This is a genomic window from Actinomyces vulturis (assembly GCF_001687305.1).
Lineage (GTDB): Bacteria > Actinomycetota > Actinomycetes > Actinomycetales > Actinomycetaceae > Actinomyces > Actinomyces vulturis.
In genome coordinates this window covers 256,956-278,036 of record NZ_KV700385.1, presented here as the reverse complement: position 1 = coordinate 278,036, position 21,081 = coordinate 256,956, and the positions used below count along the sequence as shown (strand labels likewise).

Genomic DNA, 21,081 nt, shown 5'->3' with positions numbered 1-21,081 from the left:
GGATCGACATGGGAATCCGTAAGTACAAGCCGACGACGCCCGGCCGTCGTGGCTCCTCCGTGGCCGACTTCGTCGAGATCACGCGCAGCGAGCCCGAGAAGAGCCTGCTTCGTCCTCTAAGCAAGTCCGGTGGCCGTAACAACAACGGCCGCGTCACCACCCGTCACAAGGGCGGCGGCCACAAGCGTGCCTACCGCGTGATCGACTTCCGTCGTCACGACAAGGATGGCATCCCGGCTAAGGTCGCTCACATCGAGTACGACCCCAACCGCACCGCTCGCATTGCCCTGCTGCACTACGCAGACGGCGAAAAGCGCTACATCATCGCCCCCAACAAGTTGGGTCAGGGCGACGTTGTCGAGGCTGGTCCTACCGCTGACATCAAGCCCGGTAACAACCTGCCTCTGCGCAACATTCCCCTCGGTACCGTGATCCACGCTGTGGAACTGCGTCCCGGTGGTGGAGCCAAGATCGCACGCTCCGCTGGCACCTCCGTCCAGTTGGTTGCTAAGGAAGGCAAGTACGCCCAGTTGCGTATGCCCTCTGGCGAAATCCGCAACGTGGAAATCGCTTGCCGCGCAACCGTTGGTGAGGTCGGTAACGCAGAGCAGTCCAACATCAACTGGGGCAAGGCCGGCCGTATGCGCTGGAAGGGTGTTCGCCCGACTGTCCGTGGTGTTGTGATGAACCCTGTGGACCACCCCCACGGTGGTGGTGAAGGCCGTACCTCTGGTGGTCGTCACCCCGTCTCTCCCTGGGGCAAGCCCGAGGGTCGTACCCGCCGTCCCAACAAATCCAGCGATCGCCTCATCGTGCGTCGTCGCCGGACCGGCAAGAAGCGCTGATAGGAGCCCGATATGCCACGCAGTCTGAAGAAGGGCCCCTTCGTCGACGAACACCTTCAGAAGAAGGTGGACGCCCAGAACGAAAAGGGCACCAAGAACGTCATCAAGACCTGGTCTCGCCGGTCTGTTATCACCCCGGAGTTCCTCGGACACACCTTCGCCGTCCACGACGGTCGCAAGCATGTCCCGGTCTTCGTCACCGAGTCCATGGTGGGCCACAAGCTCGGCGAGTTTGCTCCCACCCGCACCTTCCGCGGGCACGTCAAGGACGACCGCAAGTCGCGTCGCTGAGACCACCCGAGCGAGAAGAGAGGCATAACAAATGGAAGCAAAGGCGCAGGCCAAGTACGTGCGCTGCACGCCGATGAAGGCACGTCGCATCGTTGACGTTGTCCGCGGCAAGCGTGCACTTGAGGCCACCAACACCCTCCGCTTTGCCCCGCAGGCAGCTGCCGTGCCGGTGCGCAAGGTTGTGGAGTCCGCTGTTGCCAATGCCCGTTACAAGGCAGAAGCCGCAGGCGAAGAATTCCGCGAAGAGGATCTGTTCATCGTTGAGGCATTCGCTGACGAGGGTCCCACCCTCAAGCGTTTCCGCCCGCGTGCCCAGGGGCGCGCTGGTCGAATCATGAAGCGAACCAGCCACATCACTATCGTTGTCGCCACCAAGGACGACATCGCCAACAAGGAAGGAGCCCGGTAATGGGGCAGAAGGTCAACCCGACCGGGTTCCGCCTGGGCATCACCACTGATCACCGTTCACGGTGGTTCGCTGATTCCACCAAGCCTGGCCAGCGTTACCGCGACTTCGTCGCAGAGGACGTTGAAATCCGCCGCCTCATGTCCGATGGACTTGAGCGTGCCGGCATCGCCAAGGTGGACATCGAGCGCACTCGTGACCGTGTCCGCGTGGACCTGCACACCGCACGTCCCGGTATTGTGATCGGTCGCCGTGGTGCTGAGGCAGAGCGTCTGCGCGGTCAGCTCGAAAAGCTCACCGGTAAGCAGGTTCAACTCAACATCCTCGAGGTGAAGAACCCCGAAATCGACGCCCAGCTTGTCGCACAGGGAATCGCAGAGCAGCTCGCTTCTCGCGTTTCTTTCCGTCGCGCCATGCGTAAGGGTATGCAGTCCGCCATGCGCGCCGGCGCCAAGGGCATCCGTGTCCAGTGCTCCGGTCGTCTCGGTGGCGCTGAAATGAGCCGCAGCGAGTTCTACCGCGAAGGCCGTGTGCCCCTGCACACCCTCCGTGCAAACATCGACTACGGCTTCTACGAAGCAAAGACCACATTCGGACGTCTCGGCGTCAAGGTGTGGATCTACAAGGGCGATGTGACCGAGCGCGAGTTCGCTCGTCAGCAGGCCGAGTCCGCACCTCGCGGTCGCGGCGGTCGCAACGAACGTCGCGGCGGACGCCGTGGCGAGCGCGCCCCCCGTCAGAACTCCGAGCAGCGGGCCGAGCAGCAGTCGGCCGCCGAGACCGCTGCCGCCGACCAGCAGACGGAGGCCTGAGAAATGCTCATTCCTCGCCGGACAAAGTTCCGCAAGCAGCATCGCCCGCACCGCACGGGCCTGAGCAAGGGCGGCAACCAGATCGCTTTCGGTGATTACGGCATCCAGGCTCTTGAGCCCGCCTACATCACCAACCGCCAGATCGAAGCAGCCCGTATCGCCATGACGCGTCACGTCAAGCGTGGCGGTAAGGTGTGGATCAACATCTTCCCCGATCGCCCGCTGACCAAGAAGCCCGCTGAAACCCGTATGGGTTCCGGTAAGGGTGCGCCTGAATGGTGGGTCGCCAACGTCAAGCCTGGACGCATCATGTTCGAGCTCGCTGGTGTTCCTGAGCCGCTGGCACGCGAGGCAATGCGCCGCGCAATGCACAAGCTCCCAATGAAAACCCGTTTTGTAACTCGTGAGGGTGGTGACGTCTGATGGCTATCGGTTCCAAGGGATTGACCCCGTCCGACCTGGACGCCATGGATAACGAGCGCCTCACCGAGGAGCTCACCAAGGCGAAGGCTGAACTGTTTAACCTGCGTTTTGCCGCAGCAACCGGTCAGCTCGAAGACCACGGCCGTCTCAAGGCCGTGCGTCGGGATATCGCCCGCATCTACACGATCGTGCGCGAGCGTGAGCTCGGCATCCGTACCGCTCCGAGCACGGAGGAGTCCAAGTGAGCGAGAACCCCACCGCTGAGGCCACCACCGAGCGCAATGAGCGCAAGGTTCGCCGTGGCTACGTAGTATCCGACAAGATGGAGAAGACCGTTGTGGTCCTCGTGGAAGAGCGCTACAAGCACTCTCTCTACGGCAAGGTTCTCCGTCGTTCCAAGAAGGTCAAGGTTCACGATGAGAACAACACCGCTGGTGTTGGCGACCTCGTCGAGATCATGGAGACCCGTCCCCTCAGCGCCACCAAGCACTGGCGTCTGACCCGGGTCATCGAAAAGGCTAAGTGATCTTTTCGATTCACCCATGATCGCTCGATCATGACCGCTCCGCTTCACTGCGGAAACTTCGTCACGATGGCGCTATGTCTCATTACGAGGCATAGCGCCATTGGCGTTTTCCCACCAGTGTCTCCTACGACCGCCCTCAGTATGATGAGGCCACCGTATTGACCGCTGACCACTGCGCTGCGAAGGGCACCCATGATCACTACTCAGGACGACGTCTCTTGGACTAGTCGTCTGGGCGTCTTGGCTCTCAGCCTTGTCCTCATCGAACTTATTAGCGGCATGCAAGTCTACGTCGCGGCCACCATCAATCCGTTGATTGCCAACGACTTTAACGCGGTGCAGTCCTACGGACTTCTCGTTGGGGCAGGCATGGCTGCCACATTCATCACCATGCCGATGGCGCCAGCTATCACACGAGTGATGGGCATGTCCCGCGCATTCACGCTCCTGACCGTCATATCCATCGCAGCCGGCTTGATGAGCGCATTAGCCCCATCACTGGGGATTTTTGTTGTTGGGCGCATCATCTCTGGTCTCGCTAGCGGCGCCCTTGCCGTCGTCTCCACTGGAGCCATCGTTAAGTTCCTGCCCGCAACGATGCGCCAGAAGGTGCTCGCCTTAAACAACCTCACATGGGTCTTCTCCGCACTCATCGGACCCACCTACGGGGGAGTAGTTGCCAGCGCTCTTAACTGGCGTTGGGCCATGGTGATCTACCTCCCCTTCCTACTGGTGGCCCGTCTGGTCATTGCCTGGCAGATGCGATTTATCGACGACGTCGAGCCCCGCCAATCTGCCAAACTTCCCTTTGGGTGGGCTCTTGCGTTATCTGGCTCAATTCTTGCTTTAGGTCTGATGAATCGGGCTGGCCAGTGGGTTTTGCTTGTCGCAATCGCAGGTATCGCGGTTGCATTCGTTGCGTTACGTCGTCTTCTTCCCAACCGAACTTTGCGTGCTGGAAAGACGCGACATGCAGCATTGGTGCTTCTCGGCGTCGTCAATATGGCTTATTTGGGTGCCGACATGGTGATCACCTTGATTGGGCATGAGAACTTCGACTACTCGGCCACACAAATCACCTGGCTATTGTCCTGTTCGGGGTTGGCATGGGCGCTGACGGGACTATGGACCGGTCCTAAACCGGCAACTACTCAGCGCGTCTACCTTATGCGCGTGTGCACCGGGGGAGTGTTGCTCGCAGTGTGCCTCATTGTGATGGGTGTCAGCATGTGGATGCATTGGGCTGCTGTGTTCTTCATCGGGTGGGCCTTTGCCGGATTGGGTATCGGATTATCATTCCTAGACACGTTGAACGTGGTGATGAGTCCGCCGATTGAGAATGACGGCATTGACGCTATGGAGATCTCCAGTGCCATGCTTCTCATTGAAAGCGTACCAATCAATGTTGTGGGAACACTCTTGGCCTCCGCCGTTGGTTGGTCATATGCCCATAACGTGCCGATTCTTCCTGTCGTCCTTTTCATATTTCTTGGAATAGTCACGCTTACGATGCTGCCGCTGAGTAGGCGTGCATCATCGGGAACAACTGCACTGATGTCACTATAAGTGGAGTGGCTGGTGAGCAAAGGCACAGGCCTGCACCACCGTCCCCGGTTTCGTTGCAGCCAGGCCATGTAATAGGCTTGCACAGTTGCGTACACCCTCAGTGTGCCCTCCAGAGACCTCGCGCGTGATGCGCCTGTGTCTGGTGGGACATACGTGCTGAGGAATCCGTACCCGTAGAGGCGGGTGCAGGAGTACGTTCCACCGAAAGAACGTTCGGCTAGGCTCGGGTGATCCCTGAGAACCGGCTCGACGACAGGAGAACATTCAATGATCCAGCAGGAGTCGCGACTGAAGGTCGCCGACAACACCGGTGCCAAGGAAATCCTGTGCATCCGTGTACTCGGTGGCTCGGGTCGGCGCTATGCGGGTATCGGCGACACCATCGTCGCCACCGTGAAGGACGCCATCCCCGGCGGCAACGTTAAGAAGGGCGACGTAGTCAAGGCTGTTGTCGTGCGTACTCGTAAAGAGCGCCGACGCCCCGATGGCTCGTACATCCGTTTTGACGAAAACGCAGCCGTCATCCTTAAGAACGACGGAGAGCCGCGCGGTACGCGCATCTTTGGCCCCGTTGGCCGTGAACTTCGCGATAAGAAGTTTATGCGCATCGTTTCACTCGCTCCGGAGGTGATCTGATTCATGGCACGCATTAAAAAGGGTGACCAGGTCATCGTTATCGCCGGAAAAGACAAGGGCAAGACGGGCCGTGTGCTCGAAGTCCTGACCGACACCGACCGCGTGGTTGTGGAAGGCGTTCAGCGCGTCACTAAGCACGTCAAGGTTGGCCAGAGCGCCCAGGGTGCTCGCACTGGTGGCATCGAGACCGTTGAGGCCCCCATTCACGCCTCCAACGTCATGCTCGTTGATCCCGAGACCAAGAAGCGTACTCGCGTGGGCTTCCGTGTCGAAGAAGGCGAGCGTGCCAACGGCCGTAAGCGTACCGTCCGTGTGCGTTACGCCAAGAAGTCTGGGAAGGAGTTGTGAGCATGGCTGAGAACACCACTCCCCGTCTCAAGACTCAGTACAACGACGAGATTCGTCCTGCTCTCCTTAAAGAGTTCGGACACAACAACGTCATGGAAGTTGGCCGCATCGTTAAGGTTGTTGTCAACATGGGTGTGGGTGAAGCAGCCCACGATTCCAAGATGATCGAAGGTGCTGTGCGCGACCTGACCGCTATCACCGGTCAGAAGCCCCAGGTGACCAAGGCACGCAAGTCCATTGCACAGTTCAAGTTGCGTGAGGGTATGCCCATTGGTGCGCACGTCACCCTTCGTGGTGATCGCATGTGGGAATTCCTTGATCGACTCATCTCGATCTCTCTTCCCCGTATCCGCGACTTCCGTGGTCTGTCCCCCAAGCAGTTCGATGGGAACGGCAACTACACGTTTGGTCTCACTGAGCAGGCTGTGTTCCACGAGATTGAGCAGGACAAAATTGACCGCGTTCGCGGCATGGACATCACCGTGGTGACCACGGCTAAGACCGATGAGGAAGCCCGCTCTTTGCTCAAGCAGCTCGGCTTCCCCTTCAAGGAGAAGTGACATGGCGAAGACCGCTCTGATCCAGAAGGCGAACCGTAAGCCGAAGTTCGGTGTTCGCGCCTACACGCGCTGCCAGCGCTGTGGCCGCCCCCACTCGGTGTACCGCAAGTTCGGCCTGTGCCGTATCTGCCTGAGGGAGATGGCCCTGCGCGGCGAACTCCCCGGCGTGACCAAGAGCAGCTGGTAACGACTACGTCGAAGGTCCGTAAGGAAACCCCGACGAGGAAGGGCTGAGGCCCACTCATGACTATGACAGACCCCATTGCAGACATGCTTACTCGTCTGCGGAATGCTAACCAGGCATTCCATGAAACCGTCTCGATGCCGTCGAGCAAGCTCAAGGTCAACATCGCAGCGATGTTGGAAGCCGAGGGCTACATCGCCGGCTACGAGGTTACTGATGCAGAGGTCGGCAAGACCCTCACTCTGCGTCTGAAGTACGGTGCAAACCGCCAGCGCGCCATCAAGGGCGTGCGCCGAGTCTCCAAGCCCGGTCTGCGCGTTTACGCCAAGTCCACGAACCTGCCCAAGGTCCTCGGCGGTCTGGGGGTGGCTATTCTGTCCACCTCATCCGGCCTCCTGACTGACAAGCAGGCTGAGAACAAGGGTGTGGGCGGGGAAGTCCTCGCTTACATCTGGTGAGATAGGAACGGAGGAAAACCATGTCCCGTATTGGAAGGCTCCCCGTTCCGGTTCCCGCCGGAGTGGACGTCACAATCGACGGCAATGACGTTACGGTCAAGGGCCCTAAGGGTACCCTGTCCCGTACGATTTCCGCGCCCCTGAGCGTTGCTCGCCTTGAGGATGGATCCATTGAGGTCACCCGTCCCAACGACGAGCGTGAATCACGCTCCCTGCACGGCCTGAGCCGCACTCTCATCAATAACATGGTGATTGGTGTGACTGAGGGTTACGAAAAGAAACTTGAGATCGTCGGCACCGGTTACCGTGTGGCCGCCAAGGGCCAGGCTATTGAGCTCTCCCTCGGCTTCTCCCACACTGTGGTTGTTGAGCCTCCTGAGGGAATCACCCTTCAGGTTGAGGGCAACACCAAGATCACCGTTTCCGGTATCTCTAAGGAGCAGGTAGGCGAGGTAGCCGCCAACATCCGCAAGATTCGCCCCCCGGAGCCCTACAAGGGTAAGGGTGTGCGCTACGCAGGCGAGAACGTGCGCCGCAAGGTCGGAAAGGCTGGTAAGTGACCATGGCTTACTCGATCAAGAGGGGCAAGGGCAAGGCCGTTGCCCGCAAGATCCGCCACCAGCGTGTGCGCAAGCACATCAACGGCACCCCCGAGCGTCCCCGTCTCGTTGTTACCCGATCCAACCGTCACATGGTTGCTCAGATCGTGGACGACACCGTGGGTCGTACCCTGTGTGCTGCCTCCACTCTGGAGAAGGCTGCTCAGGGAGTGGAAGGCCACAAGGTGGGCGCAGCCCGCAAGGTGGGCGAACTCATCGCCGAACGTGCCAAGGCACTCGGCATTGACGCGGTTGTGTTCGACCGTGGCGGTAACAAGTACCACGGCCGTGTCGCGGCCGTAGCCGAAGGCGCCCGCGAGGGCGGTCTGGCTCTCTGAGCCAGTCTGACGACAGAAAGCAGAGGAACATCTGATGGCTGCACCGCAGCGAGGCAGGTCCCAGTCGTCCGACGGCCAGGCCCAGCGCGAGGACAACGAGCGCCGGGGCGAGGGCCGCGGCCGCCGCGACCGCAACAACGATCGCCGCGACAAGGGTCGTGGCAACGACGACAAGTACATTGAGCGCGTCGTCACTATTAACCGTGTCTCCAAGGTCGTCAAGGGCGGCCGCCGATTCACCTTCACCGCTCTCGTGGTTGTTGGTGACGGTGAAGGCACTGTGGGTATTGGTTATGGCAAGGCGAAGGAAGTTCCTACCGCCATTGCCAAGGGTGTGGAGATTGCGAAGAAGAACTTCTTCCACGTCCCCATGATCCGCCGTACCATTCCGCACATCGTTCAGGGTGAAGACGCCGCAGGCGTCGTTCTCCTTCGTCCGGCAAGCCCCGGTACCGGTGTTATCGCCGGCGGCCCGGTTCGCGCCGTGCTCGACTGTGCAGGTATCCACGACATTCTCTCCAAGTCCCTTGGCTCTTCCAACGCCATCAACATCGTTCACGCCACTGTGGACGCATTGAAGAAGTTGGAGCAGCCCGAGGCTGTGGCCGCACGTCGTGGCCTGCCTCTTGAGGATGTTGCACCGCAGTCCATGCTGCGTGCACGCGCCGAGGGTGAAGCTGAGAAGCGCGCTGAAGCTGAAAAAAAGGAAGCTGCTAAGGCTTCTGAAGGAGGCGAAGCGTGATGGCACAGCTCAAGGTGACCCAGATCAAGTCCGGTATTGGCGGCACTCACCGCCAGCGTGAGACCCTCAAGTCTCTCGGTCTGCGCAAGATCCGCCAGTCCGTGGTTCGCGAGGACTCTCAGACCGTACGCGGCATGATCGCCACGGTTTCACACCTCGTAACTGTTGAGGAGGTTGACTGACCATGGCACAGTCCACAAAGAAGGCCGAGCAGGAACAGACTCGTGTGGTGAAGATTCACCACCTGCGTCCTGCTGAAGGCTCCAAGAAAGCCAAGACCCGCGTGGGTCGTGGTGAAGCCAGCAAGGGTAAGACCTCTGGCCGCGGCACCAAGGGCACTAAAGCCCGTTACCAGGTTTCCGCAGGCTTCGAGGGTGGCCAGATGCCTCTGCACATGCGTCTGCCCAAGCTCCGTGGCTTCAAAAACCGCAACCGCGTGGAATTCCAGCCGGTGAACGTCGGCCGTATCGCCGAACTGTTCCCCGCTGGTGGCGCAGTGAGTGTTGACGATCTCGTGGCTAAGGGCGCCGTGCGCGCTGGCCGCCCCGTCAAGGTTCTCGGTGCTGGTGACGTTACTGTCGCTCTCGAGATCACCGCAGACGCATGGTCCGCATCCGCAGCCTCCAAGGTTGAGGCAGCAGGCGGCTCCATCAAGGCTGCTGAGTGAAATCACGCACTGCTGAATAACTGACTCATCGTGTCAACCACTTCGGTGGTGAACGCAAGTAATGGTGGCCCTCCCCAATCGGGGAGGGCCACCATTACTTGTCAAGATACTTGCGAAAGGTGACGATACGGCGTTAGTCATGACTCATCTATGAATGTGCCCGCTATCCGGGGTAAGGTAGGCCTAGTTTTGTGTGCGTGCAGGCCCTGCGCGTGCTATTTAGTCCCTTCGTTGACAGGAGAGATGAGTGCTCAGCGCATTCCTGCAGGCGTTTAAAACGCCGGATCTGAGGCGCAAACTGCTCTTCACCTTCGCCATCATGGCCCTTTTCCGCTTGGGTTCCGTGGTGCCGACTCCCGGTGTATCGATGCATAACGTCCAACAGTGCATCGGCCAGTCTGAAGACGCCGGACTCATCAGCCTCATCAACATTTTCTCCGGTGGTGCACTGCTGCAGTTGAGCGTATTCGCGCTCGGCATCATGCCCTACATCACCGCCTCCATCATCATTCAGTTGCTCCGCGTGGTCATCCCACACTTCGAACAACTGCACCAAGAAGGCCAGCAGGGTACCGCCAAACTTACCCAGTACACCCGCTACCTCACTATCGGCCTGGGGCTGCTGCAGTCCTCCACGATCGTGGCCACCGCAGCCAACGGCAACCTCTTCCACGGATGTACCGTGCCGATTATCCCGGACACCTCCATTCTTACCCTGTCCATCATGGTCATTACCATGACCGCAGGAACCGGCCTGGTTATGTGGCTGGGCGAACTCATCACCGAAAACGGTATCGGTAACGGCATGAGCCTGCTGATCTTCACCTCCATCGTGGCCAAGTTCCCTCAGTCCATGTGGTCCATCGCCGGTGGTAACGGTGGCCTGGGCAAGTTCCTCGCCGTGGTCGCCATCGTGCTCCTGGCAACCCTTGCCGTGGTCTTCGTTGAACAGGCCACCCGCCGTATCCCGGTCCAGTACGCCAAGCGCATGGTCGGACGCCGCATGCTCGGTGGATCCACCACCTACATTCCCATCAAGATCAACATGGCCGGCGTGATCCCCGTGATCTTCGCAGCCTCACTGCTCGCCATGCCCCAGATGATCTCCCGCTTCGGTAACCCCACCGACGGATGGGTCCAGTGGATCGCCCGTAACCTCGGCCCCACCGACACCGTGCACCTCGTGCTCTACGCACTGCTCCTGATCTTCTTCACTTTCTTCTACACGGCCATCACTTTCGATCCCCAGGAAGTGGCCGACAATATGAAGAAATATGGTGGCTTCATCCCCGGTATCCGTGCCGGTGAACCCACCGTCAAGTACCTCAGTTACGTGATCAGCCGTATCACCACCGCAGGTGCTATCTACCTGACAGTCCTCGCCCTCCTGCCTACCCTGGCAGTCATCGGCCTGGGCCTGTCCCAGAATCTTCCGTTCGGTGGAACAACGATCCTCATTATGGTGGGCGTTGGTCTGCAGACGGTTAAGGAAATTAACTCCCAACTCCAACAGCGACACTACGAAGGATTCCTCTCATGAGTGCACGTATGGTGCTGCTAGGCCCTCCCGGGGCAGGCAAAGGCACACAGGCAGAACGTATCTGCGCAGCCCTCAACATTCCCGCCATCTCCACCGGAGATATCTTCCGCTCGAACGTTGCTGGTGGAACCGAACTTGGCCTCAAGGCTAAGGAGTACATGGACAAGGGCGAATACGTTCCCGACTCCGTGACCAACGCGATGGTCGCCGACCGCATCAGCCAGCCTGACTGCGTTGAAGGCTTCCTCCTTGACGGCTACCCCCGCACCGAAGCACAGGTTCACGAACTGGACCGTATGCTCGAAGAGCGCGGCCTTGGCCTCGATGCCGTCGTGGAAATTACTGCAGACAGTGACGTTGTTGTTGAGCGTCTGCTCAACCGCGCCCAGGAACAGGGTCGCGCTGATGACACTGAACCCGTCATCCGCCGCCGCCTTGAGGTGTATGCAGAGCAGACTGAACCTCTGGCTGCCATGTACCGTGAACGCGATTTACTGCTTCAGGTTGATGGTATTGGTGAGATTAATGACGTCACCGAGCGCATCATGAGCGTCTTGCGTGACGCTCTGAATGCTCACTGACCACCGGCAATACCCGGAGTATGAACTCCTATTACAACTTATCGCGGCGTGGCCCACTGCACGTGGGCCGCGCCGCGCCGCAATCATCGTAACGAGGCAGAATAAGCACCATGTTTGGACGCAATTCCGTAGAAATCAAAACTCCGGCCCAAGTTCGTACCATGCGCAAAGCAGGACTGGTGGTTGCTGATATTCACCACGAACTACGAGAAAACGTTCGAGCAGGTGTGACCCCTCGCGAACTTGATCAGATATGCCGTGAGGTCATTGCTAAACACAATGCGCGCTCTAACTTCCTGGGCTATTACGGATATCCCGCCAGTGTGTGCATCAGTGTTAACGACGTGGTGGTTCACGGAATTCCCGGAGATGAGCCTCTCGACGATGGGGACCTTGTCTCTTTCGACTGCGGTGCCTATCTGACTGCCAATGGCAAACAATGGCATGGTGACGCCTGTTTCACCGCTATTGTGGGCGGTGAATATCGTAACGATGCTGATCGCATCCTCGATCAAGCCACATACAAGTCCCTGTGGGATGCTATCGCTGAACTGGCTCGCCTTGGTCAAAATCAGTGGTCGGATAAGAACGCCCGCGTGAACATCATCGGTAAAACTGTCGAAGAGTCTATTGATCAATCCAGCCGTAAACACGGTGTACCTCTGTCCATCGCTACTGAATACGGTGGTCATGGAATCGGCACTGCTATGCACATGAGCCCCGACGTAGTGAACTACGACAGTTCCACCCGCGGCCCCAAACTTCAGCCTGGGATGGTGCTTGCTATCGAACCGATCATCATCGGTGGCCCTAAGGAAGAAACGTGGACGTGGGATGATGACTGGACTGTCCAGACTACTGACGGCTCACGGGCCGTTCATTGGGAGCACACCGTAGCGCTGACACGTAGCGGTGTATGGGTTCTGACCAGTCCCGATGGGGGAGCAAAGGAACTCGCACCCTACGGACTAGTTCCCGTCGAAGCCTGACAAGCGCACTGATGTGTGGTAGGAACCACCGCTCACAATTCCACTTTGGGATAGCGCTCAGGGGGGAAATTCACGTAAAGTTGCTCGTTGGACGTACGTCTGAGAACCTGCGCACCTTTGACGAGGTGCGTTAAGAGCGAAGATTGCATAATCGTCGCCACTACCCAACGGAAGATTATCCGCTGGAAAGGCACAGATTGTACCCAGCCCGGCGGCGTCGTCGTCGGGGCTTACGCCAGCGACTAGCACAAGACGGAGGAACATGGCGAAGAAGGACGGAGTCATCGAGGTCGAGGGATCGGTCGTCGAGGCACTTCCCAATGCAATGTTCCGGGTTGAATTGAGTAATGGGCACATTGTGCTCGCTCACATCTCGGGTAAGATGCGCCAGCACTACATCCGAATCCTCCCTGAGGATCGGGTAGTTGTGGAACTGAGCCCGTACGATCTGACCCGCGGCCGCATCGTCTACCGCTACAAGTGACAAGCTGCCCCCTAGGTGGGGCCAGCGGAGGAACATCATGAAGGTCAAGCCGAGCGTTAAGAAGATCTGTGACAACTGCAAGGTGATTCGTCGCCACGGCCGTGTCATGGTCATCTGCGAAAATCCGCGTCACAAGCAGCGTCAGGGCTGAAATACCCCTGCGCTACCAGCCGTTACGCGGACGGTTGAGTAACACAAGCATCCATCGCATGAACTCCTAGAGTTCATACCCCCGGTTCCTGGAGGCCGGGGCCAGGCAGAAAGTCTGGGCAGATGGGTGACGACCTCTAGGACACACAAGGAGAACCACAACAGTGGCACGCATTTCCGGCGTCGACCTCCCCCGCGAAAAGCGGACCGAGATCGCGCTCACTTACATTTTTGGCATTGGCAAGACTCGCGCAGACGAGACTCTCAAGGCCACCGGTGTTAACCCTGACACCCGCGTGAAGGATCTTTCCGAGGAAGACCTCGTGAAGCTTCGTACCTTCATCGACGAAAACTACAAGGTCGAGGGTGACCTGCGCCGCGAGGTTCAGGCTGACATCCGCCGCAAGATTGAAATCGGTTGCTACCAGGGTCTGCGTCACCGCCGTCACCTCCCCGTGCACGGCCAGCGCACCAAGACCAACGCTCGTACCCGCAAGGGCCCCAAGCGCACCGTGGCCGGTAAGAAGAAGGCCAAGTAATTGTAGTCGCATGCTTGACGCATGCGATCCGATGACCTCACATTTTTAAGAAGGAACAATGCCTCCCAAGAACCGCAGTGCCGTGCGCAAGCCGCGTCGTAAGGACCGGAAGAACGTTACCCACGGCAACGCTTACATCAAGTCCACCTTCAACAACACCATCGTGTCCCTCACTGACCCCACCGGTGCAGTGATCGCCTGGGCCTCCTCCGGCCAGGTTGGTTTCAAGGGCTCACGTAAGTCCACCCCTTACGCTGCACAGCTCGCCGCCGAGGCTGCTGCTCGCCGCGCACAGGAACATGGCATGAAGAAGGTTGACGTTTTCGTTAAGGGCCCCGGCTCTGGCCGCGAAACCGCCATCCGCTCCCTTCAGGCTGCAGGCCTTGAGGTTGGCTCCATCACGGACGTCACACCCCAGGCTCACAACGGCTGCCGTCCCCCCAAGCGCCGCCGCGTCTGATTCAACTCGGTGAGCCGGACTGGTCAAGCCACCCGGCTCACCGCGCACCGCGTTATCGCGGAGCATGTAGGGCGATGAGCCATCTCATCACCCGTCAACCAAGAGGATCGGCGTCATATAGCGGGCGCCGCCACGAAAGGACACCACGTGCTTATTGCACAGCGACCCACTCTGACCGAAGAGGTTGTGGAAGAGGACCGTCGTTCACGGTTCATTCTTGAGCCCCTTGAGCCTGGCTTTGGCTACACCCTGGGCAACTCCCTGCGCCGGACCCTGCTGTCCTCCATCCCTGGAGCAGCAGTCACCTCCATCCGCATCGAAGGCGTTCCCCACGAGTTCCGCACCCTGCCCGGCGTGAAGGAAGACGTTGCACAGATCATCCTCAACATCAAGGAGATTGTGCTGTCATCGGAAAACGATGAGCCCGTGGTGATGTACCTGCGCAAGACTGGCCCCGGAGTTGTTACCGCTGGTGACATCACTCCTCCCGCCGGTGTTGAGGTGCACAACCCCGATCTCGTGATCGCCACTCTTAACGAGAAGGGCAAGATCGAAATCGAGTTGACCGTGGAACGTGGACGCGGCTACGTGTCTGCCAACCAGAACAAGATGGCTGACGCAGCCATCACGGTCATACCCGTGGACTCCATCTACTCCCCGGTCAAGAAGGTCTCCTACTCTGTTGAAGCCACCCGTGTGGAACAGCGTACGGACTTTGACCGTCTCATCGTTGACGTGGAAACCAAGCCCTGCATGACCCCACGCGACGCACTGGCTAGCGCCGGTAAGACGCTTGTGGAGCTCTTCGGCCTCGCCCGTGAGCTCAACGTCGAAGCAGAAGGTATCGAGGTTGGTCCTTCCCCCACTGATCAGGCCCTCCAGCAGGATCTGGCTCTGGGTATTGACGAACTTGACCTTCAGGCTCGCTCCTCCAACGCACTCAAGCGTGAGGGCATTCACACCGTGGGCGAACTCGTTGCCCGCTCTGAAGCCGACCTGCTCGACATCCGTAACTTTGGTGCCAAGTCCATCTCCGAAATCAAGGAGAAGTTGGCCGAACTGGGACTTGCCCTTAAGGGCTCTCCCGTTGACTTCGGTGACTCCGAGGCTTACGACACCAATCCCACGTTCAGCGACGAGCAGCCTGCCTGAGCAGCTCGATCAATTCTAGGAGACAACAATGCCTCGCCCCACTAAGGGACCCCGTCTGGGAGGCTCCGCACAGCACGAGCGTCACATGCTCGCCAATCTGGCCACCCAGCTTATCGTTCACGAATCCATCACCACCACCGAAGCACGCGCCAAGCGCCTTCGCCCCGTGGTCGAGAAACTCATCACCAAGGCTAAGCGTGGTGACCTCCACGCACGCCGTACCGTGATGCGTACCATCACCGACAAGTTTGCTGTCTACCGCCTTTTCGAAGAACTGGCACCCCAGTTCGAAGGTCGTGACGGTGGCTACACCCGCATCATCAAGACCGCTCCCCGTAAGGGCGACAACGCCCCCATGGCAGTGATCTCCCTGGTGCTCGAGCCCGTCGCCAAGAAGGAGGTCGTGGCTGACGCCGTGGCCACCGCCAAGAAGGCAGCTAAGAAGGCCGTCGCTGAGGACAAGGCAGAAGCCAAGTCTGAAGACAAGGCTGCCGAAGCAGAAGCAGCAACTTCTGCTGAAGTAACCGAGTACCCCGGCTCCGTCCGCCTTGCTGAAGGTTCATCTGAGGCTCCCGACGCTGACCACCAGATCAAAGGCAACGAGGACTCCATGAAGTACCACGTTCCTGGATCCCGCTGGTACGACGCTACTGTCGCCGAGGTTTGGTTTGACACCACTGAAGCAGCTGAGGCTGCAGGCTTCGCTCCTGCCGGTGGCGCTGCCGCTCAGAAGGTTGAGGCCTGAGCCTTAGTTCTCCCACTTCACTCATCGTTCAGGTGAGAGAGTAAGGAAACGTTCTCATGGGGCCCGAGCGTCTGCTCGGGCCCCATTGCTTTGGCATCATGATGTTTTAGGGGTCGTTAACTTAGCGGTGTGTATTTGCACTCCGCGGCAATATGATTTCTACACATGCTTTTGCGGCGAATATGTTGGCATTAAGGGTGACGTGCTTACGGTCACCTACTAGCATGGAGGCACAACTATCATTGCGAAGGAGCATACATGCCAGTCTCACCACTCGTTGCTCAAGATGTCCCAGAGATTCACTTCGGTACAGGTGGCTGGCGTGACATCATCTCCGATGGTTTCACTAAGTACAATGTGCAGCGCCTGGCCCAAGCGTTGGCGATCACCATCATTGATGAGGATAAAGCAAATCTGCCCGTTGTGATTGGTTACGATCAGCGCTTCCTTTCACCAGAATTTGCCTGGTGGTTTGCTGAGGTTATCGCAGGAAATGGTATTCGAGCCCACATTATCGACCGCCCTGCACCCACTCCTATGATTATGTGGACGGTACGTGACATGGGCTGTGCTTACGGCTTGGCAGTTACCGCATCCCACAACCCTGCTACTTATAACGGCATCAAGATCTTCACTAAGGGCGGGCGTGACGCCGAAGTCACCATCACTACTCCCATGCAGGATAAGGCCAATGCGCTTGGTCCCGAAGACATCCGTGTTGCTTCGTGTGAAACGGCGAAAAAGGAAGGTCTTATCACCACACAGACCTCCATGAACTGGTATATCGACGCCATCCTTCAGGCCGTTGATGTGGAAGCCATTCGTCACGCACACATGGACATCGTCCTTGACCCGATGTTCGGAGTATCGCGCACCTGTCTGCAGACCATCCTGCTGACCGCACGCTGCGAAGTGGAAACCATCCACGAACGTCGCGACACACTCTTCGGCGGCCGCCTGCCCAGCCCCTCCTCGGCAACTACACATGCTTTGGCCCGCGAAGTAGTGGAACGCGGTGCAGCATTGGGTATTGCAACCGACGGTGACGCTGACCGTCTCGGCGTGATCGACGATACCGGCGCATTCCTCCACCCCAACCAGATCCTCGTCCTGCTCTACGAGTACCTCATGGTGGACAAGGGATGGAAAGGTCCCTGCGTGCGTAACGTGGCCACCACCCACCTGTTGGACCGCGTGGCTAAGGCGCATGGCCAGGAATGCTATGAAGTCCCCGTGGGCTTTAAGTGGGTCAGTAAAGCCATGTCCGATCACGATGCCGTGATTGGCGGTGAATCCTCCGGCGGCTTGACCGTTCGTGGTCACATTGCCGGCAAGGACGGCGTATACGCCGGCACTCTCCTAGTGGAAATGGTGGCAAAGAAGGGCAAGAAACTCTCCGAAATCTACGCCGACATTCTTGATCGCTACGGACGCCTCGAGATGGCTGAAGAAAGTGTCACCTTCCCCGCAGAACTCAAAGCACCTTTGACTACGCGCATTATGGAAGATCGGGACTTGCCGGACTTTGCTATGCCAATTTCCTCTGTCTCCACGATGGACGGTTGCAAGATCGTCTTTGACAACGGTGGCTGGGTCATTATCCGATTCTCTGGCACCGAACCGGTTTTGCGTATCTTTGCTGAAATGCAGACGATGGATCAAGCCCGAGAGGTTGTTGACACCGTGCTGCGTTACTACAAGTTGGGCTGATAGAGGCAGGCTGAAAACCTTCCTGATAGCAATGCGTGAGTCCATGCCTCGATTGAGGAAAGGACTCACGCATTGGCGTAAAAATCAGTGGCCAATCTGATGAAGGTGGCCGGCACATCGAGGCAGGGGGATGAGCCGGATAAAAACGACTTTTTTGCTGGCCAAAGAAACAAAGATAAGAGTGATAAGTGTTCTCGGGGAGAGTAGAACGTCTCGCCGAGTGGTTGGAGAAGGACGGCGAAGAGACAGAAGGAGAGTGGAACCTACTGACGCGTCATTGCCCAACAGCGAGCACCACCGGTCATACCAGCTTCATTAGGCACAACCATGACATCGGAGCCAATTTTAGCTAACTGGCTGGGTGTAATACGGCGAGAATTGCCACCCCCAAGATAAAGACGATCCCATAGGTACATGGGTCGTAGTGCATCCACCACGCGCCGTACACGCCGCGACCAGTGAGCATCGCCCAAACGCAGTCGCTCGTGCTCGCCGATGTAATCGTCGTAGGTCAGCCCCCAGCGTACGGGCCCCTGAGAGACTTCAACGTGCGGGGCGAGAATACCGTTATCGAAAACAGCATTACCCAAACCGGTTCCCAATGTGACGATCATTTCTAAGCCGTGACCGGTGACGACGCCGGCACCTGCTACCTCGGCGTCGTTTAACACGAGAGTGGGAGCACCGAGGGCTTCCTCGATGGCTGAACGCATATCGAAGCGTGACCAAGCTTCAGTAAGATCAGGCATGACGCGTGAGCGAGGGCCAGCTTTCGTGATGTAGTGAGGCGTAGCGACCACTACGCCGTGACGAATCATTCCCGGCATTCCTACGGTAATGCGGTTAGCGGCGGGGAGCTGTTCGCCTAAGTCCTTAATGGTTTCCACAAGTAGTTGTGGGGGCAGGGGGTAGGGCGTGGGGGTGCGCAGCGCCCGAGAAATGATGGTGCCTTCACCATCGAGCACTGATGCTTTGATACCTCCGCCGCCGCAGTCGACGGACAGGGTGGTTTGAGTACTCACGGGGAAGACGCTACCTGAGTTTGGACATGCGTGTGGCGCTTCAACGGGACAACGCGCCACAATGACCCTTATGAGTACAACTCCCCCCGGTTCCCGTGAACTGCGCGACCATACTGCGTTAAACGAGATGAGCGTACGAGTCCGTCTCGACTTGGCCTATGACGGAACCGATTTTTCCGGATGGGCCGCCCAACCGGGCCTACGCACGGTGGAAGGTGTTCTCGCTGGCGCACTGAGCACGATTCTGCGTCAAGAGATTCATCTAACTGTTGCTGGTCGAACTGATGCAGGCGTTCACGCTCGTCACCAGGTTGCCCATGTCGATGTGCCTATCTCAGTGTGGGAAAAGTTGCCTGGGCGTAGCAATCGCGAATCGGGTCAGGCGCTTATCTCCAAACTCTCCGGTCTTTTGGGGCGAGAGAGTAAAGGGCCTAAAGGTAGCAGTGACGTGGTGGTACGCGGAGCATGTGTAGTTCCCGATGATTTCGATGCCCGTTTTTCTGCCCTGTCTCGTTCATATTCCTATCGAATTGCTGACGATGTCGAGTCTCGATATATCCCTCGTCGTTTCGACACGCTATGGGTATCTGAGCCACTCAATATTGAGGCGATGAATAATGCTATGGCTCCGTTGGTGGGGGAGCATGATTTCCTGGCGTATTGCAAACCGCGTGAAGGTGCCAGCACGATTCGTCGCATTACCGATTTGGCCATTGATAAGCCTGAATCCGGTCACGACGCTGGATTGGTGGTATTTCACGTTGAAGCGGATGCATTTTGTCATTCCATGGTGCGCTCACTGGTTGGCGCGGCATTGGCTGTGGGGCAAGGCAAACGTGATGAGTTCTGGCCGTTGACATTACTTCAAGCACGGGACCGTCAGTCTTTTGCCGCTCCTGTGGCGCCGCCTCATGGTTTGTCTCTGGAAAGGATTTCGTATCCGTCCGATGACAAACTGGGGGAGCAGGCACGAGCAGCGCGAGTACGGCGAACCGTGGCAGCTGATGATTGTGGTTGTGGTGACTTTCCAGAGTAAACCGTATGCGCCAGCCGTGAGGTGGTCAGTCTCACGTGAGACAAATCTGCTCTTCCTTTGACCGCCCCCCACTCATGCCGGTAGGGTAACCCTTGTTGTGAAGCACAAGTGTGCGTGATCGCGGTGCCATCCCACTCGCCCCGATCACCTCGTGCTCCGACCCTATTCACCTGACCATGGTGGGTCACGCTTTTCCGCAAAGCTTCTTTTTACTGCGGTTGCGCGCGCCCACCCGCCAAGAGAAACGAAGGCTACGCCCGTGCGCACGTATTCACCGAAGCCCGGCGACGTCGAGAAGAACTGGTACGTCATCGACGCCACCGACGTTGTCCTGGGCCGTCTGGCTGCCCAGGCCGCCACATTGCTCCGTGGGAAGCACAAGCCCCAGTTCGCCCCCAACGCGGACAACGGCGACTATGTCATCATCATCAATGCTGACAAGGTTGCTCTCACGAACGGTAAGGCTGACAAGAAGTTCGCTTACCGCCACTCCAACCACCCCGGTGGTCTGACAGCTGTCTCCTATCGTGAGCTTCTCGCAACACGCCCTGAGCGTGCTGTTGAGAAGGCCATCAAGGGCATGGTGCCTCACACCAAGCTCGGCCGTGCTCAGATGAAGAAGTTGAAGGTTTACGCTGGTCCGGTTCATCCGCATCAGGCTCAGAACCCCAAGGCCTTCGAGATCACCCAGGTCGCCCAGTAAGCGCTCCGCGCCCGGCACACCGCGACAAGTAAAGGACACAAACGTGGCTGAGACCACTGTCGACATCGACGCGCTGGACGAGGACCTTGCTCCCTCCAGCTACACCACTGAAACTGAGTCCGCAGGCGAAGGCCGCGGTCAGTCCATCACCGCTCCCGGAGCGGGCCTTGGCCGCCGTAAGGAGGCTGTCGCTCGCGTCCGTCTGGTTCCTGGAACTGGCAAGTGGACTCTTAACGGCCGCACCCTGGAGAATTACTTCCCCAACAAACTGCACCAGCAGCTCGTGCGCGCCCCCTTCACCATTCTCGACCTTGAGGGTCGTTTCGATGTGATCGCTCGCATCGATGGTGGCGGTATCTCCGGCCAGGCCGGTGCTCTGCGCCTGGGTATCGCCCGCGCCCTCAACGAGATTGACCGTGAGGCCAATCGCGCTACCTTGAAGAAGGCAGGCTTCCTGACTCGCGACGCTCGCGTCGTAGAGCGCAAGAAGGCCGGTCTGCACAAGGCACGTCGCGCACCCCAGTACTCCAAGCGCTGATTTTCATTCACGCTTCAACGTGTGGGCCCCG

At 58.5% G+C, this 21,081-nt stretch carries 32 protein-coding genes; 31 read left to right on the top strand and 1 reads right to left on the bottom strand.

Features of this window, described 5'->3' with window-relative positions; translation table 11 throughout:
• Window positions 1-8 precede the first annotated feature (8 nt).
• From rplB to A9753_RS01005, 28 genes are all read left to right on the top strand, one after another.
• Window positions 9-845, top strand: coding sequence for a 50S ribosomal protein L2 (gene rplB, locus A9753_RS01140; protein WP_067779001.1), 837 nt, complete (start codon window positions 9-11; stop codon window positions 843-845).
• 12 nt (window positions 846-857) lie between these two features.
• A complete protein-coding gene (rpsS, locus tag A9753_RS01135; protein WP_067778998.1) occupies window positions 858-1,136 on the top strand; it encodes a 30S ribosomal protein S19 in 279 nt (92 codons plus the stop codon).
• 31 nt (window positions 1,137-1,167) lie between these two features.
• Window positions 1,168-1,545, top strand: a complete 378-nt coding sequence (gene rplV, locus A9753_RS01130; RefSeq protein ID WP_067778994.1) for a 50S ribosomal protein L22 — start codon at window positions 1,168-1,170, stop codon at window positions 1,543-1,545.
• Window positions 1,545-2,354, top strand: a complete 810-nt coding sequence (gene rpsC / locus A9753_RS01125; RefSeq protein ID WP_067778991.1) for a 30S ribosomal protein S3 — start codon at window positions 1,545-1,547, stop codon at window positions 2,352-2,354. The genes rplV and rpsC overlap by 1 nt, the downstream gene beginning before the upstream one ends.
• Before the next feature lie 3 nt (window positions 2,355-2,357).
• Window positions 2,358-2,777 carry a 50S ribosomal protein L16 gene (rplP, locus tag A9753_RS01120; RefSeq protein ID WP_067778988.1) on the top strand — a complete coding sequence of 140 codons (420 nt, stop codon included), beginning with the start codon at window positions 2,358-2,360 and terminating at the stop codon, window positions 2,775-2,777.
• On the top strand, window positions 2,777-3,022 hold the full coding sequence (gene rpmC / locus A9753_RS01115; protein WP_067778985.1) for a 50S ribosomal protein L29: 246 nt from the start codon (window positions 2,777-2,779) through the stop codon (window positions 3,020-3,022). Before rplP ends, rpmC begins: the two co-directional genes overlap by 1 nt.
• On the top strand, window positions 3,019-3,303 hold the full coding sequence (gene rpsQ, locus A9753_RS01110; protein WP_067778982.1) for a 30S ribosomal protein S17: 285 nt from the start codon (window positions 3,019-3,021) through the stop codon (window positions 3,301-3,303). Before rpmC ends, rpsQ begins: the two co-directional genes overlap by 4 nt.
• 192 nt (window positions 3,304-3,495) lie before the next feature.
• Window positions 3,496-4,869, top strand: coding sequence for an MFS transporter (locus A9753_RS01105; protein ID WP_067778977.1), 1,374 nt, complete (start codon window positions 3,496-3,498; stop codon window positions 4,867-4,869).
• Between the two features lie 267 nt (window positions 4,870-5,136).
• Entirely contained in the window at window positions 5,137-5,505 is a 369-nt protein-coding gene (gene rplN / locus A9753_RS01100) for a 50S ribosomal protein L14 (protein WP_067778974.1), read from the top strand.
• A 3-nt stretch (window positions 5,506-5,508) separates the two neighbouring features.
• Window positions 5,509-5,853 (top strand): 50S ribosomal protein L24, encoded by a 345-nt coding sequence (gene rplX / locus A9753_RS01095; protein WP_067778971.1) that lies wholly within the window; start codon window positions 5,509-5,511, stop codon window positions 5,851-5,853.
• A gap of 2 nt (window positions 5,854-5,855) precedes the next feature.
• Window positions 5,856-6,413, top strand: coding sequence for a 50S ribosomal protein L5 (rplE, locus tag A9753_RS01090; RefSeq protein WP_067778968.1), 558 nt, complete (start codon window positions 5,856-5,858; stop codon window positions 6,411-6,413).
• Window position 6,414: 1 nt separating this feature from the next.
• A complete protein-coding gene (locus A9753_RS01085; RefSeq protein ID WP_067778965.1) occupies window positions 6,415-6,600 on the top strand; it encodes a type Z 30S ribosomal protein S14 in 186 nt (61 codons plus the stop codon).
• A 56-nt stretch (window positions 6,601-6,656) separates the two neighbouring features.
• Entirely contained in the window at window positions 6,657-7,055 is a 399-nt protein-coding gene (rpsH, locus tag A9753_RS01080; RefSeq protein ID WP_067778962.1) for a 30S ribosomal protein S8, read from the top strand.
• Between the two features lie 20 nt (window positions 7,056-7,075).
• The gene (rplF, locus tag A9753_RS01075) at window positions 7,076-7,615 is read left to right on the top strand and encodes a 50S ribosomal protein L6 (RefSeq protein WP_067778958.1); all 540 of its coding nucleotides are present in this window, start codon (window positions 7,076-7,078) and stop codon (window positions 7,613-7,615) included.
• Between the two features lie 2 nt (window positions 7,616-7,617).
• Window positions 7,618-7,992, top strand: a complete 375-nt coding sequence (gene rplR / locus A9753_RS01070; RefSeq protein WP_067780209.1) for a 50S ribosomal protein L18 — start codon at window positions 7,618-7,620, stop codon at window positions 7,990-7,992.
• Window positions 7,993-8,026: 34 nt separating this feature from the next.
• Window positions 8,027-8,734 (top strand): 30S ribosomal protein S5, encoded by a 708-nt coding sequence (rpsE, locus tag A9753_RS01065; protein WP_067778954.1) that lies wholly within the window; start codon window positions 8,027-8,029, stop codon window positions 8,732-8,734.
• Complete coding sequence (rpmD, locus tag A9753_RS01060; RefSeq protein WP_067778951.1) at window positions 8,734-8,916, top strand: 50S ribosomal protein L30; 183 nt, start codon at window positions 8,734-8,736, stop codon at window positions 8,914-8,916. Before rpsE ends, rpmD begins: the two co-directional genes overlap by 1 nt.
• A 2-nt stretch (window positions 8,917-8,918) precedes the next feature.
• Entirely contained in the window at window positions 8,919-9,401 is a 483-nt protein-coding gene (gene rplO / locus A9753_RS01055; protein ID WP_067778948.1) for a 50S ribosomal protein L15, read from the top strand.
• Window positions 9,402-9,648: 247 nt separating this feature from the next.
• Window positions 9,649-10,941 carry a preprotein translocase subunit SecY gene (gene secY / locus A9753_RS01050; RefSeq protein ID WP_067778945.1) on the top strand — a complete coding sequence of 431 codons (1,293 nt, stop codon included), beginning with the start codon at window positions 9,649-9,651 and terminating at the stop codon, window positions 10,939-10,941.
• Window positions 10,938-11,522, top strand: a complete 585-nt coding sequence (locus tag A9753_RS01045; protein WP_176702699.1) for an adenylate kinase — start codon at window positions 10,938-10,940, stop codon at window positions 11,520-11,522. The genes secY and A9753_RS01045 overlap by 4 nt, the downstream gene beginning before the upstream one ends.
• Window positions 11,523-11,632: 110 nt before the next feature.
• Complete coding sequence (gene map / locus A9753_RS01040; protein ID WP_067778942.1) at window positions 11,633-12,511, top strand: type I methionyl aminopeptidase; 879 nt, start codon at window positions 11,633-11,635, stop codon at window positions 12,509-12,511.
• Between the two features lie 262 nt (window positions 12,512-12,773).
• A complete protein-coding gene (gene infA, locus A9753_RS01035; protein WP_067778940.1) occupies window positions 12,774-12,995 on the top strand; it encodes a translation initiation factor IF-1 in 222 nt (73 codons plus the stop codon).
• Between the two features lie 37 nt (window positions 12,996-13,032).
• The gene (gene rpmJ / locus A9753_RS01030) at window positions 13,033-13,146 is read left to right on the top strand and encodes a 50S ribosomal protein L36 (RefSeq protein ID WP_005987264.1); all 114 of its coding nucleotides are present in this window, start codon (window positions 13,033-13,035) and stop codon (window positions 13,144-13,146) included.
• Window positions 13,147-13,309: 163 nt separating this feature from the next.
• Entirely contained in the window at window positions 13,310-13,684 is a 375-nt protein-coding gene (rpsM, locus tag A9753_RS01025) for a 30S ribosomal protein S13 (RefSeq protein WP_067778938.1), read from the top strand.
• A 58-nt stretch (window positions 13,685-13,742) separates the two neighbouring features.
• A complete protein-coding gene (rpsK, locus tag A9753_RS01020) occupies window positions 13,743-14,144 on the top strand; it encodes a 30S ribosomal protein S11 (protein ID WP_067778935.1) in 402 nt (133 codons plus the stop codon).
• 147 nt (window positions 14,145-14,291) lie between these two features.
• Window positions 14,292-15,296, top strand: a complete 1,005-nt coding sequence (locus tag A9753_RS01015; protein ID WP_067778930.1) for a DNA-directed RNA polymerase subunit alpha — start codon at window positions 14,292-14,294, stop codon at window positions 15,294-15,296.
• 28 nt (window positions 15,297-15,324) lie between these two features.
• Window positions 15,325-16,041, top strand: a complete 717-nt coding sequence (rplQ, locus tag A9753_RS01010) for a 50S ribosomal protein L17, sunset domain variant (RefSeq protein WP_067778929.1) — start codon at window positions 15,325-15,327, stop codon at window positions 16,039-16,041.
• A gap of 258 nt (window positions 16,042-16,299) precedes the next feature.
• The gene (locus A9753_RS01005) at window positions 16,300-17,751 is read left to right on the top strand and encodes a phosphoglucomutase/phosphomannomutase family protein (protein WP_067778928.1); all 1,452 of its coding nucleotides are present in this window, start codon (window positions 16,300-16,302) and stop codon (window positions 17,749-17,751) included.
• Window positions 17,752-18,014: 263 nt separating this feature from the next.
• On the opposite strand, the gene A9753_RS01000 is transcribed toward A9753_RS01005, so the two are convergent.
• The gene (locus tag A9753_RS01000; protein WP_067778926.1) at window positions 18,015-18,773 is read right to left on the bottom strand and encodes an ROK family protein; all 759 of its coding nucleotides are present in this window, start codon (window positions 18,771-18,773) and stop codon (window positions 18,015-18,017) included.
• A 70-nt stretch (window positions 18,774-18,843) separates the two neighbouring features.
• Between A9753_RS01000 and truA the strand changes: the two genes are divergently transcribed.
• The 3 genes from truA (at window position 18,844) to rpsI (ending at window position 21,050) form a co-directional block, all read left to right on the top strand.
• Window positions 18,844-19,809 (top strand): tRNA pseudouridine(38-40) synthase TruA, encoded by a 966-nt coding sequence (truA, locus tag A9753_RS00995; RefSeq protein ID WP_083090170.1) that lies wholly within the window; start codon window positions 18,844-18,846, stop codon window positions 19,807-19,809.
• 259 nt (window positions 19,810-20,068) lie between these two features.
• Complete coding sequence (rplM, locus tag A9753_RS00990; protein WP_067778922.1) at window positions 20,069-20,512, top strand: 50S ribosomal protein L13; 444 nt, start codon at window positions 20,069-20,071, stop codon at window positions 20,510-20,512.
• Between the two features lie 43 nt (window positions 20,513-20,555).
• Complete coding sequence (gene rpsI / locus A9753_RS00985; RefSeq protein WP_067778918.1) at window positions 20,556-21,050, top strand: 30S ribosomal protein S9; 495 nt, start codon at window positions 20,556-20,558, stop codon at window positions 21,048-21,050.
• Window positions 21,051-21,081 lie beyond the last annotated feature (31 nt).